Here is a 15974-nt window from a genome sequence, read left to right as displayed (position 1 = left end):
TGGCAAGGCGAGCCTTTTCTCAAACAGTAATTGAGATATCATTATCAATAATTAGCAGCTCAAAATAACCGTATAAGTCCATGCTGTAGAAGATATGGACGGTGAGCGCCGAGCACAAGTTGATATAAAAGGTTTTCGTCTTGCTACGCCAATTAGCCCTTGTCTTGTTGGGCTTTTTCCTATCTTTCCAAGCATTTGCTCTTCATAATGCGAATGCCATCTTTTACCCTTTGCCGACTCAGGTTAAGGGTACTTTTATTGCGGCTAAAAAATTGTTCTTGGGTGAGCAAGGAGGCTTGTGGATTCACGACGTGCATGGGCGGGTGTTGTTTTATGATGGCCAAAATATCCTACCTAAATCAGGCAGTTTTTTACAAACGTCTGCCAAGCAACTGGCTTATCATGAAGGCTCGTTCTGGACCTTTGTTGAGAATGAGGTGTATCAAACTTATCCAAATCAAGAAAGACGTTTAGTCTTTAGCTTAAACCCCGGGTCGCAAATAAGAAAAATCGGTTCTTCTGAAGATTATATTTGGGTTAGTGATGGCGCACATTTCTATACTTACAACATCGATACTAGCGAGTTAAAGTCCTTTTCTTTGTTGCAGCTCTATCAACATAGCAACAATAGCTATGTTTATATTAACGATGCAGTTCTGCTCGAAGAGAAGTGGGCACTTGCTACAACTTCTGGCTTTTATCTTTCAGAAGGAGATAAGTTTGACCATGTAGTCGCTTCAGGTCAGAACTACATTGAAAAGATCTACTACTCACACACGCGCAGAGAAATTCTGGTAGGAACGTTGCGTGGGGCATTAATTTTCAATATTTATCAACCTGATAAAGAGGTGATTAAGATTGGCGGCTCTCATGTGTTGACTTTCGCTGAGACAAATCAAGAGTACTGGGTGGGGACTGAGCATGGTCTGTATTTATACTCATTCTTGTCAGGCGAAGTGACAGAAGTCGAGCCTGCAAGCTTTCTTGAACTGGAGCTGGATAATACAAAGATCTATTCGCTACTGAGTGACAACATGGGAGGGATGTGGATCGCGACTAACCAAGGCATTCGTTATTACTCCTTGTTTAGTAAAAAGTTTGAACGAGTAACCTTCAGTAGTTATGACTCGCAAACCTTATCAGGGCGAATTCGACAAACCTCCACAGGACCTGATGATGCGCTTTGGTTCGCGGATGACCGAAAGCTTTATCGGACAGGTGAGAGTGGCAACATCAAAGTCTTGGAGCTTGATTCGCAGATCAATGAATTTGCATTTCAAGGTGGGATGCTTTGGCTTGCGACCTCTAAAGGGCTCGAAATATTCGAGCTGAATGGTCTTAACAAAGTGACATTTCCTTATTTACAGGTTATGGCTGGACACGGAGTGGAGCATGTGACTGTAGATGGTAATGAGCGTCTCTGGGTATCAAGCGGATACCATCTTTACAATGTTGATATAACCAAGCAAAGCGTAAGAAATTTTGGAAGTGAGTGGCTAGTAAGTCAGTACTTACCAGCTAAGGTTACGCGTTTATACGACACTGAAGATTCTCTATTGATAGGGACCGATCATGGGATTTATCAATACAGCAATGAAAACATCCAGTTCATCCGCTATTCCGAAAAATTTGGTGAATCATTAGACATGGTCACGGCGGTTGATGGCAGTCAGTGGTTTGCGTCATCTTACGGCGTTTTTAAAACGATTAAAGGAAGTAACGAGAAACATGTTGTTGAAATGAGTGTGCCCAACGCGCGACCTGCTTGCTTGATCAGAGACAGGCAAGGTGTGTGGTTAGCCTCTTCTGTCGGATTAAGCTATTACCACCTTTCGGGTGAATTAGTGAAACATTATTCATCGGCGTCTGGCTTAATGAACAACGAGTTTCTACCAGGAATCTGCAGTGTTATACAGCAAAAAGAAGGTGGTGAGCGAGAGCTCGTCCTAGGGTCGAAATACGGGTTGGTAAAAGCTGAAGCATCCAAGCTGCTTGTGTCCAACCCTCCAGAGTCGAAGTTTATCGTGAGCCAAGTTGTGCTTGAAAACGAGATTCTACAAGTTGGTAGCGCCGATTTGAATGGCATAAAATTACCGTATGGCTCTTCTCTAAGTTTCTTATTTGGCGTGATGCCAAAACCAGACAGCCAAAATTTGTATTATCGATTGAATAGCGATGATCCTTGGCAAGCGCTAGAGGGAGGCCAACTGACTCTAGAGCATCTCAATTCCGGTGAATACCATCTACAGGTAAGTAATGAGTCTCAAGTCGCTGCTGGATTGGTTGGGCTCGAGTCATATTTTATTGTGCTTAATCCTTGGTATTTATCGCAACTCGCAATTTTAGGTTTTGTGGTCGCGAGTATTGCCATGGTTGCACTACTTATGTACTGGCGTTCTCGCTATGTTGTACAGGCTAACCGTGATTTAGCTGCGCAAGTGACACTCAAAACTAACCAGTTGAGGCATCAAAGCCGAGTGTTGTTGACGAGTAACCAACAGCTACGTAAACAGATTCAAGTCAGAAACCTGCTGGTTGATCACGTGGCGCAATCTATTAAGTCCAGTGTCGATTTTATAGCGGCAAAATTACCCATACCTTTGGATGCAGCTACGGAAGATCATCTGGCGAAAACGACATGGCAATTAAATGAGTTAAAAAGTGTTCCTGGTGAAGCTAGCGGCGGCAGTCACAATTACAATTTGAGTCAGATAACTCAATCGGTGGTTGATGTATGGCAAGATGATTTTGCGAAGGCTGGGATTATGGTGGAGCTTGAAGATGAGAGAAAAACAAGTCGAATTGCTCTGGAAAGCTTTAACCTTGATGTTATCTTCAACAGCATTTTTGCCAATATCATCAAGCGTTCTTTCCGAGGCCAAACGGTGAGAATCATGCTAGAAGAGGGCAATGATATTGTTTCATTGAGTTTTCTTGATTATGGGACGCAACTGCCTAATAAAGTGACGACCGGGCGTCCATCTAATATGAATCACTCTGAATTGAGTATTGATCATCTTGCCCAGTTAGTGACAACGAGTGGAGGATACTTGGCGGTGTTTACTTCCGACGCTCAAAATAAAATCGAAATTACATGGCCAACTGCGAAGGAGATGAGTTATGTGGATGAATCTCTGCAAGAATTTGAGTCTGAACCTATCGTCGAAGATAAAGTGACCCCAGAGAAAGAATGGTTGCAAAAAGTCTATCAGCTGGTGGCTGAGCATTACCATGACCCTGAGTTTGGTACTGCTTTAGCGGCTAAAATGCTGTTCATGTCAGAACGCTCTTTACAGAGGCGCTTTAAATCAGCCTCGTCAAGAACGTTAAAAGATTATGTAACCGAAGTTCGTTTAGAAACGGCGTGTGAGCAGTTATTAGCGGGCGAGAAAATCAGCGAAGTAGCGTTTAACTGCGGCTTTAATGATCCTTCTTACTTTAGCCAAAAGTTTAAATTGCATTTTGGTTTGCCTCCTTCCAAGTTTGCTTTGACTCAAGAAAGCCAAGAAACCAACTAAAAACCTCATAACACACTCCCTAGTGAATATTCAAAAGACTGGGGAGCTGCTTATAGTGCTCTACTATTCTAGAGCTACCAATGTAGTGATTCTCATTGCTTCTTCATCACATCTAGCCTACAAATCCATTCTCAATACGTAAGCACGGTCACGCTCTATCTGTTAGTAGCGCTGTTCTTAGCTATAACCATACATGGCTTAAGAGGACGGATTTACCTACGGCGACAAATATATGAATGGTTGTATTTTTGTATCTAGAGTGCGTTGGTTCATTTGAGTAGTGGGGGTATGCGAAATTCGTGAAAACAGAACTGTGCTGAAAAGGTGGATAAGATAAAGAGTTTAGAGAGAGATGAAAAAAAATATCGTGGTATAGCCGGGGGGACTATACCACGGGTGTCAATGACACCTTCGCTTGCTGCCGGAGTGACATGTTGCCATGCCACCTCTGGAATTCATTTGAGAGGTTGCCCTCTCGATGGAGTAACTATACGAGAGGTTACTTATTTTTCTTATAAAAATAACGCCATGTTGATATGAGAAAAACGACAAAGTTTTAAATGTCATTTAACCTGTTGTTTTGTTTGGGAATTTTTATCTTTACCATTTGTTTGTGACATTTTTATTTCATTGGTCGTGATTTTTAATTGTTAATTTTGACGTAAATAACGAGAGGAAATTTACGGAGTTGACGTTTGAAAGCATGAAAACATTTATGAAATCTTTGATTTCACACAAGGATTGAAGGGTTATAGAAGAGTAATATTGGCAGCCTAAACTTATTAAATAATAATATTTCTCATTAGCAATACTCTTAAGGGCCACTATGAAGTTATCAGAGATTAATCCTGGCGATACGGTGACGATTCGGTTGTTAGATGGTCTTTCATCAGATATCAGAAAGAAACTCATGGTAATGGGGCTGCTTCCCAATACAGAAGTCAAAGTGATTCGACGTGCTCCAATGGGCGATCCTTTACAAGTCGAAGTCCGTGGTGTGTCTGTCGCATTGCGAGAAACCATTGCTCAGAAAATTGAAGTGGAGCGAGTGTAATGCAATATCAAGTGCTTACCGTAGGTAATCCTAATAGTGGTAAAACGACGCTATTTAATGGTTTGACTGGTGCAAAACAGCAAGTTGGTAACTGGGCAGGCGTCACCGTTGAAAAGAAAACGGGACAATTCAAACATGCGGGTGACGAGTTTTTGCTCACTGACCTTCCTGGCATTTACTCGTTAGACAGTGGTAATGATAGCAATAGTATTGACGAATCCATTGCATCGCGTGCGGTTCTAACTCATCCTGCCGACCTCATTATCAACGTGGTTGATGCCACGAGTTTAGAGCGCAGCTTATATATGACGTTACAACTTCGCGAACTTGGCCGTCCTATGATTGTTGTTCTCAACAAAATGGATGCGCTAAAACGTGAACGTCAAATGATTAACGTTTCAGAGCTTGAGAAAACGTTAGGTTGTCCTGTAGTAAGTTTATCTGCAACCAATAAAACTCAAGTTGCAGAGTTTAAAGAAAAACTGCATAAGTCCATTGTTCAAGGAGTCGCGCTTAAAGAGTTATCTTTGCATTACGGTGAAAAGATGGAGTCGGCGATTCAAACTGTTTCCGCACTTTTTAACGATCAAACCGTCGCCCATCGTGCATTAGCGATTCGTGCGCTTGAAAAAGATACGATGGTTCTCAATAGCCTTTCTGATATTGATAGAAGCAAAGTATTGGAAGTCATTGCGACTTTAGATTTGGATATCGATTTGCATGTCGCGGATACCAAGTACACATACCTGCATGAACAGTGTAAAAAAGTTCGCCGAAGCGAAGGCAAATTGAGCCGTAGCGTGACTGAAAAACTCGACCAGTTTATTTTGAACAAGTGGATTGGGATCCCATTCTTCTTTGTGGTTATGTACTTGATGTTTATGTTCTCGATTAACATCGGTAGTGCATTTATCGACTTTTTTGACATTGGTGTAGGCGCATTGCTGGTTGATGGTGGACACCACTTATTAGATGGTCACCTCCCCGTATGGCTAGTTACGGTGATTGCTGATGGTTTAGGCGGCGGTATTCAAACAGTTGCGACCTTTATCCCGGTCATTGCGTGTTTGTACTTATTCCTTGCTGTGCTTGAGAGTTCGGGTTACATGGCACGCGCTGCGTTTGTGCTTGATAAAGTGATGCAGAAAATCGGCTTGCCGGGTAAAGCGTTTGTCCCTTTGGTTCTTGGTTTTGGCTGTAACGTTCCGTCAATCATGGCAACGCGCACGCTAGACCAAGAGCGTGAGCGCAAGTTGGCTGCGTCGATGGCACCGTTTATGTCATGTGGTGCTCGCTTACCTGTGTACGCTTTATTTGCTGCCGCTTTTTTCCCAGGCTCTGGTCAAAACATTGTGTTTGCACTTTACCTACTTGGTATTGTCGCCGCGGTGTTTACCGGTTTGTTCCTCAAGCATACGCTGTATCCTGGCAGCAGTGATAGTTTGGTGATGGAAATGCCTGACTATGAGCTTCCGACGTTGCAGAACGTCGTGATCAAAACTTGGCAAAAACTTAAGCGTTTCGTACTGGGTGCAGGTAAAACCATCGTTGTGGTTGTTGCTATCTTGAGCTTCCTCAACTCGCTAGGAACTGACGGTACATTCGGTAATGAAGACAGTGATAAATCGGTTCTATCAAAAGCCGCTCAGGTTGTGACGCCAGTGTTTGCACCAATTGGTATTCAAGAGGATAACTGGCCAGCAACGGTTGGTATTATTACTGGTATCTTCGCGAAAGAGGCAGTCGTGGGCACATTGAACAGCTTATACACTACGCCAACCGATGGAGAGGATGCAGAATTTGATCTTATGGGTAGCCTAGAAGAAGCGGTGATGAGCATTCCTGAAAACCTAGCAGGGCTGAGCTATTCTGATCCTCTGGGGATTGACGTTGGTGATTTAGCAGATTCTCATGCAGTCGCAGAGGAGCAAGAAATTGATGAATCGATCTTTGGTAACATAAAAGAGAAATTTGTTTCTGGTCATGCTGCTTTTGCGTACCTAATTTTTATCTTACTTTACACTCCTTGTGTGGCTGCGATGGGTGCCTATGTTCGAGAATTCGGCAATAACTTTGCGCGCTTTATAGCGGTATGGACAATGGGGCTCGCGTACTTGAGTGCGACTTTCTATCATCAGCTTATGCATTTCGCTGATAGCCCTATCACCAGCGGCGTTTGGATTGCCGCAATTATTGCGATTTTCTTTGGCACGTACCGTGTTTTCAAGCGCGTAGGCAAGAAACATCAAGGCGAGTTTGAGGCGCAAGTCGTATGATTTTAAAAGAGCTTTATCAATATATTGCCGAAAAAGGAACGGTTTCCCAATCTGAGCTAGCAAAACAGTTCGGAATGAGTGAAGACGGTGCAGACGCCATGTTAAGTGTATGGATTAACAAAGGTCGCATTTCTCGCTTGGTAGATACAAATAAAGCTCATCATATAACGCGAATACGCTATGCAGTCACAAAGCACGATGGTTTGTCACTTACCGTGACCATGTAGTAGGAGCAATGAACCATCGCGCACAAACAACAAAGCCGCATCAGCAATGATGCGGCTTTTTACTTTCTACCTGAATTAAAAGTTATATAACGGTTACGCTTTACGGAAGATAGAGCTTAACGACAACACATTACGAATTCGGTTAAGAATCTCTTCTTGTTCTTCGTCAGTACGAAACTCTCCTTTTGTATTCCCCCAAACTGGTCCTGGCCATGCCATATCGTCTTTAAAGCGCGCAATATGGTGAATGTGCAGCTGTGGCACCATGTTACCTAGGGCTCCAAGGTTTAACTTGTCTGGGTGGAATGTCGCTTCGAGTGCTTGGCTTACCGCTTGAGATTCGAGCAAAAACTGTTGTTGCTCTTGCATTGGCAAGTGGTGTAGCTCTTTCAAATTTTCGCGTTTAGGCACCAAGATAATCCATGGCACAGCATTATCTTTATGAAGAAGCGCGACGCAAAGTGGGAAGTGACCAATCACCGAAGTGTCTTTTGTCAATTGAGGATGAAGTTCAAAACTCATTATTGCTGTCCGATTAATTTTTAGTTTGAATTAGTATACGACAGATAAAACAAAAGGTTGGCGCTTTCACGTCAACCTTTGTCATCATTTAGCTTGTGCTACTTAAGCTAACTACGTAAAAGCGGATTACATACGCTCTAGAGTATCGATACCCAGTAGAGACAGACCTTGCTTGATGGTCTTCGCTGTTAGCGCAGCTAGTTTCAGACGGCTTTGTTTCACTGCTTCGTCTTCAGCAACTAGGATAGGGCACGCTTCGTAGAAGCTAGAGAACTGACCTGCTAGTTCGAATAGGTAGCTACACATGATGTGTGGTTGGCCTTCGCGAGCAACAGATTGCACCGCTTCTTCGAACTGCATAAGTTTAGCAATAAGTGCTTTCTCTTTCTCATCAGTGATTTTGATGTCACCTTGGAGAGCATCCATAGCAACACCAGCTTTAGCGAAAATTGAAGCTACGCGAGTGTATGCATATTGCATGTATGGTGCTGTGTTACCTTCAAACGCTAACATGTTGTCCCAATCGAACACGTAGTCAGTCGTACGGTGTTTAGATAAGTCAGAGTATTTAACCGCTGCCATTGCAACTGTTTTAGAGATCTTCTCTTTTTCTTCCGCATCTAGTTCAGGGTTTTTAGATTCGATCAGCTGTGCTGCGCGAACTTCTGCTTCATCCAGAAGATCTGCCAAACGAACGGTACCACCCGCACGAGTCTTGAATGGCTTTCCGTCTTTACCCAGCATCATGCCGAACGCGTGGTGCTCAAGAGATACAGACTCAGGCACATAGCCCGCTTTACGAACAATCGTCCAAGCTTGCATTAGGTGCTGGTGTTGACGTGAGTCGATGAAGTAAAGCACACGGTCTGCGCTTAGCTCTTCATAACGATATTTTGCACATGCGATATCTGTTGTTGTGTATAGGAAACCGCCATCGCGTTTTTGAACGATAACGCCCATTGGTTCGCCATCTTTGTTCTTGTATTCATCTAGGAATACAACTTGCGCGCCATCATCTTCAACGGCAAGACCTTGTTCTTTTAGGTCTGCAACGATCTTAGGAAGCATGTCGTTGTACATGCTTTCGCCCATTACGTCGTCACGAGTCAGTGACACGTTTAGACGGTCGTAGTTGCGCTGGTTTTGGATCATGGTTACATCAACGAGTTTTTTCCACATTTCTGCACAGTACTCGTCACCGCTTTGCAGTCTTACCACGTAGTTTCGCGCCTTTACTGCGAACTCTTCATCTTCATCGTACAGCTTTTTCGATTCGCGGTAGAAGCCTTCAAGGTCCGCAAGTTCCATAGAAACTTCGCCAGACTCTTGTTGTACGCGCTCAAGGTTTGCGATAAGCATACCGAACTGAGTACCCCAGTCACCGATGTGGTTCGCGCGGATCACTTTGTGACCTAAGAACTCAAGCGTACGTACCACTGCATCACCGATGATGGTTGAACGCAGGTGACCTACGTGCATTTCTTTTGCTACGTTTGGTGCAGAGTAGTCGGCAACGATGGTTTGCGCTTCTTCTTTAGCTACGCCAAGACGTTCGTCTGCTAGCGCCGCGTCGGCTTGTTTCGCAAGGAACTCTTCGCTTAGGAAAATGTTGATGAAACCAGGGCCAGCGATTTCTGTTTTGCTCGCAATACCATCTAGGTCTAGAACATCCAGTACTTTCTGTGCAAATTCTCGTGGGTTAGTACCCAGTTTTTTAGCAACGCCCATTACGCCGTTTGCTTGGTAATCACCAAATTGTGGCTTTGCTGATTGGCGAACGGCTGCAGGACTACCTGCAGGTGCGCCAGCGGCTTCTAGAGCCTGAGATACTTTGTCATTAATAAGTGCTTGGATATTCACACGCGTTTCCTTCAATTCAAGGACAAAGAACTCGGCAGAATGTACGCCGAGCTCTGTTAGAGTTCACAAAAATGGGGCTAATCATAACAACTTTATTGCTTTTCATACAGAGATGAATAGGCGAAATTTTTACTTTTTCGATTGAATGGAAATGTGGCTTAGTTTGCGTTTACTATTGCGCTCAAAGTAATGAGATAAATCGCCCCATAAGAGAGCCACAATGACGACTCAACTAGTTGAAAAGCGCCTAACGCCTGAATTGATGATCCAAGATCTGGACGCATTTATGGCGAAGATTGAAGAGCTTGCAACCCTGTTAAAACTGGATCTGAGCTTTGCTCAAGCTGACCATATTGCGCTGCGTATTAATGATATTGAAACAGCGAAAGCCGCGCATGAAGCATGGAATCAATACGGTAAGGTGATTTCACAAGCGAAAATAAACGGTCGCCCAATCATCGTTATCGTATTCGACAAAGCGTTGGAAAGCCGTGGCTGGAAGATTGAGTGTCTGGAGCTGCCATATCCTGCGGAAGGCAAAATCTACCCAAATGAAAGCTGGGAACATGTGGAGTTTGTGATTCCGTCTCATGCCGAAACCGCAGATGAGTTTCTTGCTGATTTGAAACACACTTACCCAGCGTTTGGCGCGCGTTTTGATGAGTTAAAAGAGCTGGGTGTGAAGATCAAATTGTCGAGCCCGAAAGGGGAAGGCGAACGCTTGAACAACCCAACCGTGGCGTTTAAGTACCAAGGCATTTGTATCAAGCTGCACCCGCATTCACTTAAGCGTATTGTGGAGTCTGAGCAGGCTGAATAAGTGAGCTCTGAACAACTATTAAGAAGAAAGGGTTGCCAAATGAGCAACCCTTTCTTTTTTCAAATGCGATGAACTTAAAGGATAACCGTCTTATTGCCGTAAACAAATACGTGGTCATTGATCACTTTATTCAACGCTTTGCTCAACACATTCTTTTCTACATCGCGTCCCGCTTGTGCCATATCTTGGGCATTGAATGTATGGTCGACAGGAATGACGTCTTGCTTGATGATCGGCCCTTCATCTAAATCATTGGTCACGAAGTGTGCCGTTGCACCGATGATTTTCACACCGCGATCGTAAGCTTGTTGATATGGCTTAGCGCCAATAAAAGCAGGTAAGAAGCTGTGATGAATATTAATGATTTTGTGGTGGTATTTCTCAACAAACGTAGGCGTCAATACGCGCATGTATTTAGCTAACACCAAAAAGTCAGCATCGTATTGGTCGATCACCTCTAACATCTTCTGCTCGTGTTCTTCACGGCTAAGGTTTTCATGGGTCACGTGGTGGTAAGGAATGTCGAAGCGTTCAGTGAGAGTTTGCAGTTTGTCGTAATTCCCTACCACAGCGGCGATCTCAACATCTAGGCTTCCGTCGTAGGTTTTCATCAGAATATCGCCTAAACAATGCGCTTCTTTTGTGACGAGAATGACGATGCGCTTACGGCGAGAGCCAACCAATTTACGCTTAGCACCTTGCGGGAGTGCTTGGTCCAAATCGGCAAGAAACGTTTGATCGTTGAAGTATCCCTCCAACTCCGTTCTCATGAAAAAGTGGCCACTGGTATTATCAACAAATTCGTTATTGTGAACGATGTTGAGTTGGTGCTTGTAACAGATGTTAGTGATTTTTGAGATGAGACCCGGGGCGTCAGAACAGTGGGTCAACAGTGTTTTCTTTTCCATAAATCAGGTACTTCCATGCATTAATATTTTAGCGTACGAATTTGTTATTATTCCCAGGCGGGTGTAACTGTACTGCCATGTTTCACCATAAATAATCTATTCTTACGTTGGTTTCAACAAAATATCCGTGCATCGCCGCAAGCTGGCCAGATTGTGGGCTGATGTCACTCCTATTCCTCTGATATACTCTCGATAATTTTTCAAACTCAATACCAAGCATGATCGCAAAAACTTTTTCCTCTGATGGCGCGTTAGGTAATGCCATTCCTGGCTTTCAAGCTCGTCAGCCACAAATCGATATGGCGGAAGCCGTCAGTAGTGCGATCAAAGATCAAACCCAGTTGGTGGTGGAGGCAGGAACCGGAACCGGTAAGACCTTCGCATACCTAGTCCCTGCGCTGTTGAGTGGTAAAAAAGTGATCATCAGTACAGGCTCGAAAAACTTGCAAGAGCAGTTGTACCATCGGGACTTACCGCTCATGGTCAATGCGCTTGGTTTTTATGGTCAAGTGGCGTTATTAAAAGGGCGTTCTAATTATCTGTGTTTGGATCGCTTGAGCCGCCAAATGGTCGAAAGCCATACTAATGAATCTGACCCGACGCTATTAACTCAATTGGTTAAAGTGCGTGCTTGGTCATCAGAAACCAAAACAGGTGACCTTGGTGATTGTGATGATCTGCCAGAAGACAGCATGATCATTCCGACCATCACCTCCACCAATGATAACTGTTTAGGTAAAGAGTGTCCGAGCTACACCGATTGCTTTGTATTGAAAGCGCGTAAGCGAGCCATGGATTCCGACATTGTTGTGGTGAACCATCACTTATTTCTTGCTGACTTAGCGATCAAAGAAACAGGATTTGGCGAACTGATCCCAGAAGCCGATGTGTTTATTTTTGATGAAGCTCATCAGTTGCCAGATATTGCGAGCGAATATTTCGGCCAGTCAGTTTCAAGCCGTCAAATTCATGATCTTGCCAAAGACATTGAAATAGCCTACCGCACCGAAGCCAAAGATATGCGTCAATTGCAAAAAGTGGGCGACAAACTCATGCAAAGCGCAATGGACATGCGGATTGCACTGGGTGAGCCAGGCTTTCGTGGCAACTGGCGTGAGGCGTTGCAATCAGGCTCTATTAAGCGAGAATTATTGCGCTTAACTGATAGCCTCGAATTGGCGATTGATGTACTCAAAATAGCCTTAGGGCGCAGTCAATTACTGGATACCGCCTTTGAACGAGCCAATTTGATCAAAGGCCGCATCGACCGGGTATGTGATGTCGATATTACCGGTTACTCATACTGGTACGATACCTCGCCTCGTCATTTCGCTCTGCACATTACGCCCCTTTCTGTCGCGGACAAGTTCCATGAGCAAATAGAGATTAAACAAGGCGCGTGGATTTTCACGTCAGCAACCCTAGCCGTATCGGGCGACTTCAAGCACTTTACTGAGCGCCTTGGCCTCAAGCCTACAAAGCAATTTTCTCTGCCGTCCCCCTTTGATTATCAAAAACAAGCGCGCCTTTGTGTGCCAAGGTATCTGCCAGAGCCAAACAGTAGCGGCTTAGCGGATAAGTTAGTCCGAATGCTTGCCCCGGTGATTGAAGAAAACGATGGTCGCTGCTTCTTTTTATGTACCTCGCACAGCATGATGCGTGAACTAGGTGAGAAGTTCCGAGAAGTACTTGATCTGCCTGTGTTAATGCAAGGGGAGATGAGTAAGCAGAAAACCTTGGCGGAGTTTATGGAACTGGGTAACGCTTTACTCGTGGCGACAGGCGCTTTCTGGGAAGGGATTGATGTTAGAGGTGATGCGCTGAGCTGTGTTATTATCGACAAATTACCGTTTACCGCCCCTGACGATCCGTTACTCAAAGCCCGTATCGAGGATTGTCGATTACGTGGTGGTGAACCATTTGCTGAAGTACAAATCCCGGATGCAGTGATTACGTTAAAGCAGGGTGTAGGGCGATTAATTCGAGATCAGAAGGATCACGGTGCGTTGATCATTTGTGATAATCGCCTTGTCACGCGAGACTACGGTGGTATTTTCCTCGGAAGCCTACCACCTATCCCAAGAACGCGAGACTTAGATGGAATCAAAGCATTCCTGAAAGCAGAACAATCTGTCACAGACGCAAGTGCTGAGGCATAACCCAATAAATGAGAGTTGTAGAGAGTTAAATGAGCGCAAAAATTCTTGCTATCGATACAGCGACTGAAAACTGTTCAGTTGCGTTGTTGGCTAATGATCAAGTGATTTCACGTAGCGCGGTTGCACCACGCGATCACACCAAAAAAGTACTGCCAATGGTTGATGAAGTACTAAAAGAAGCTGGCCTGACTCTACAAGAGCTAGATGCGTTAGCGTTTGGACGTGGTCCAGGTAGCTTTACTGGCGTTCGTATCGGTATTGGTATCGCACAAGGTTTGGCGTTCGGTGCTGACTTACCTATGATCGGCGTTTCAACGCTGGCTGCGATGGCTCAAGGTAGCCATCGTTTACATGGTGTGATCAATGTCGCTGTTGCCATTGATGCACGTATGAGTGAAGTTTATTGGGCGCGCTATTCTCGTCAAGACAATGGTGAATGGGTTGGTATTGATGCAGAGTGTGTTATTCCACCAGCACGTTTAACTGAAGAAGCACAAGCAGACGACAAAACGTGGACGACAGCAGGTACTGGTTGGGATGCCTACCAAGAAGTATTAGCAGACCTACCGTTTAATTTGACGCATGGCGAGGTTCTGTACCCTGATTCACAAGACATCGTGATTCTTGCTGAACAAGAATTTAAAAAGGGTAATACTGTGCCGGTAGAAGATTCTAGCCCAGTTTATCTACGCGATAATGTGACATGGAAAAAACTTCCGGGCCGCGAATAATCCGTTTTTCATTAACCTGACAAAAAGCAGGGCGTTTGCCCTGTATTTTTATGGAGCGTTATGGCGTCGATTAATGGCTTGCCTCCTTCTTTGATTCCCGGTGCAAATCGCACTAATAAAGTCAGCAAAAAGAAGCAGGTAGATAAATCACAAACAAAGCAGCCTGTAGGTCAGCCTTCAAAGGTTGCTAACGCTGTGGCGCACTCCATAAAACACGTGGATGAGTCGCTAATTCACCGAGCTCAAGTGCAATATGACCTTCCTGAAGGGAGCGCACGTAAAGCAATGGAGCAGTACATGGATGTCATGAATCGAGCTAAAAAAGAGGAACTGGCTCAATTACTTGGTGTCGATATTTACGTGTGAGATCTCCCCTGCTTGGGGTTACTAATATTGAAAGGTGGTTTATGAAGGTTTTTGGACGGTTTTTTCTCGCATTATTTGCTACGGTTGGTTTGTCTGCGTGTAGCTCGTTGCCAGAGGAGCTAAATGCAAGCACGGAATTGGTCGTTACAGACTATAAAGCTTTTGCTGAGTCTCAAGGGCAAGTGAGTGAAGATGTTCGCCTTGGTGGAATCATCGCTAAAGTGGATAACTTTAAAGATAAAACGCGTCTAGAGATTGTAAACCTTCCTATAAGTAAGTCTGGTAAACCTGATATTGATGAAGAGCCTACGGGACGTTTTGTCACCTATTTTGATGGCTATTTAGAGCCTGTCGCCTTTAGTGAAGGCCGTTTGGTGACGGTTGTAGGCAAAGGAGCAGGGGAAGAAGAAGGAAAGATCGGTGAGCACGGTTACATCTTCCCGATTATTAAGGGGGAAGGGTACCGTTTATGGAAAATTGAAGAACGTGTACGCATGTATGACTCGCCAACCTACTTTTACCCATGTTACTCGATTAACTGCCGTATGTGGCGTAATGATTTCCCACAAGACGGTAAAGTGATAAAACAGGTCAAATAATCTGCGATGCATGAGCGTCAATTCGAGCTTCCTGTCGGCAAAATGGCAGCCCTAGAGATAGGGAACGAAAAAACGGCTGACTTGTCAGTCGTTTTTCTTCATGGATGGTTAGATAATGCGGGCAGCTTTAAAGCGCTCATGGAGCAGTTGAACCAACTTAATCCTCACTTACACCTCCTTGCTATCGACCATTTTGGTCACGGTTTATCGAGTCATAAATCTCACGATAATTATTATCCCTTTCACGACTATATTGCCGATTTACATCAGCTGTTGGACGAATTATCACCAAACAGACTGATATTAGTAGGGCATTCACTTGGTGCTTTAATCGCAAGTTGCTATAGTGCTGCGTTTCCAGAGCAGGTCGAAGCTCTTGTGCAAATTGAGGGAGCAGGACCTCTTACTGAAGATCCTGCTAACAGTTTGCCTCGTCTTCGTGATGGCGTTTTAAGTCGAGTAAGACAGCACAACAAGCCAGAGCGAAGCATTACCTCCTTCGATCTGGCGTTAAAATTACGCATGCAAGCCAATCAATTAACCGCTGAGCAGCTTCTGCCGATAGTCGAGCGTGGAACAGAGCAGCGAGGAGATAAATGGTATTGGCGGCATGATGCCAAGTTAAAATGTGCGTCGCTTTACCGAATGGCGCAAGCGCATGCTAACTCGATTACCAGCCAAATACGTTGTCCTCATTTGATCGTATTAGGCGATCAAGGATTTCAGAATTTACCATCTAACCAAGCTGATTGGGGAGAGAACCCGCCGCAAGTGGTTTCTGTCAATGGTGGTCATCACTGTCATTTAGAGCAAATACTCGAGGTCGCAACGCGAATTCTTGGTGTAGTTAACAAAATTTAAACAAGTGTTTGAGAGTTGCGTGCTCAAGCACGTTCGCTGTGCTGTAATAGCTTTCAAAATAAAAAGGACGCTA

General features: G+C 44.4%; 13 protein-coding genes. 10 read left to right on the top strand and 3 right to left on the bottom strand.

Going from position 1 to position 15974, the window contains the following annotated elements:
- Positions 1–140: 140 nt before the first annotated feature.
- The 4 genes from FR741_RS11025 to FR741_RS11010 all read left to right on the top strand — a co-directional run bounded on the left by FR741_RS11025 (position 141) and on the right by FR741_RS11010 (position 7075).
- A complete protein-coding gene (locus FR741_RS11025) occupies positions 141–3518 on the top strand; it encodes an AraC family transcriptional regulator (RefSeq protein WP_164666919.1) in 3378 nt (1125 codons plus the stop codon).
- An 826-nt stretch (positions 3519–4344) separates the two neighbouring features.
- Positions 4345–4572 carry a FeoA family protein gene (locus FR741_RS11020; protein WP_005382190.1) on the top strand — a complete coding sequence of 76 codons (228 nt, stop codon included), beginning with the start codon at positions 4345–4347 and terminating at the stop codon, positions 4570–4572.
- The gene (gene feoB, locus FR741_RS11015) at positions 4572–6848 is read left to right on the top strand and encodes a Fe(2+) transporter permease subunit FeoB (protein WP_109168613.1); all 2277 of its coding nucleotides are present in this window, start codon (positions 4572–4574) and stop codon (positions 6846–6848) included. Before FR741_RS11020 ends, feoB begins: the two co-directional genes overlap by 1 nt.
- Positions 6845–7075: a FeoC-like transcriptional regulator gene (locus FR741_RS11010; RefSeq protein ID WP_005396058.1), complete on the top strand. Its 231-nt coding sequence runs from the start codon at positions 6845–6847 to the stop codon at positions 7073–7075. The genes feoB and FR741_RS11010 overlap by 4 nt, the downstream gene beginning before the upstream one ends.
- Before the next feature lie 93 nt (positions 7076–7168).
- On the opposite strand, the gene FR741_RS11005 is transcribed toward FR741_RS11010, so the two are convergent.
- On the bottom strand, positions 7169–7597 hold the full coding sequence (locus FR741_RS11005) for an HIT family protein (protein ID WP_167426803.1): 429 nt from the start codon (positions 7595–7597) through the stop codon (positions 7169–7171).
- A gap of 126 nt (positions 7598–7723) precedes the next feature.
- Positions 7724–9457, bottom strand: coding sequence for an arginine--tRNA ligase (argS, locus tag FR741_RS11000; RefSeq protein WP_046874243.1), 1734 nt, complete (start codon positions 9455–9457; stop codon positions 7724–7726).
- Positions 9458–9677: 220 nt separating this feature from the next.
- On the opposite strand from argS, the gene FR741_RS10995 reads away from it, so the two are divergent.
- Complete coding sequence (locus tag FR741_RS10995; protein ID WP_167426802.1) at positions 9678–10277, top strand: VOC family protein; 600 nt, start codon at positions 9678–9680, stop codon at positions 10275–10277.
- Between the two features lie 74 nt (positions 10278–10351).
- Here FR741_RS10995 and purU read toward each other — a convergent pair whose 3' ends face one another.
- Complete coding sequence (purU, locus tag FR741_RS10990; RefSeq protein ID WP_005382206.1) at positions 10352–11185, bottom strand: formyltetrahydrofolate deformylase; 834 nt, start codon at positions 11183–11185, stop codon at positions 10352–10354.
- Between the two features lie 218 nt (positions 11186–11403).
- On the opposite strand from purU, the gene FR741_RS10985 reads away from it, so the two are divergent.
- Genes FR741_RS10985 through FR741_RS10965 form a run of 5 tightly spaced genes read left to right on the top strand, consistent with a single transcriptional unit; the run spans position 11404 to position 15901 of the window.
- On the top strand, positions 11404–13344 hold the full coding sequence (locus FR741_RS10985) for an ATP-dependent DNA helicase (protein ID WP_167426801.1): 1941 nt from the start codon (positions 11404–11406) through the stop codon (positions 13342–13344).
- 29 nt (positions 13345–13373) lie between these two features.
- Entirely contained in the window at positions 13374–14075 is a 702-nt protein-coding gene (gene tsaB / locus FR741_RS10980; protein WP_167426800.1) for a tRNA (adenosine(37)-N6)-threonylcarbamoyltransferase complex dimerization subunit type 1 TsaB, read from the top strand.
- 60 nt (positions 14076–14135) lie between these two features.
- The gene (locus FR741_RS10975; protein ID WP_167426799.1) at positions 14136–14441 is read left to right on the top strand and encodes a chromosome partitioning protein ParA; all 306 of its coding nucleotides are present in this window, start codon (positions 14136–14138) and stop codon (positions 14439–14441) included.
- Between the two features lie 41 nt (positions 14442–14482).
- Positions 14483–15040, top strand: coding sequence for a Slp family lipoprotein (locus FR741_RS10970; protein WP_167426798.1), 558 nt, complete (start codon positions 14483–14485; stop codon positions 15038–15040).
- 6 nt (positions 15041–15046) lie between these two features.
- Positions 15047–15901 carry an alpha/beta fold hydrolase gene (locus FR741_RS10965; RefSeq protein WP_167426797.1) on the top strand — a complete coding sequence of 285 codons (855 nt, stop codon included), beginning with the start codon at positions 15047–15049 and terminating at the stop codon, positions 15899–15901.
- Positions 15902–15974: the final 73 nt, after the last annotated feature.

Source organism: Vibrio diabolicus, assembly GCF_011801455.1.
GTDB classification, from domain to species: domain Bacteria; phylum Pseudomonadota; class Gammaproteobacteria; order Enterobacterales; family Vibrionaceae; genus Vibrio; species Vibrio diabolicus.
Note: the sequence above shows the minus strand (reverse complement) of the source record. Positions and strands in the feature narration are given on the sequence as shown.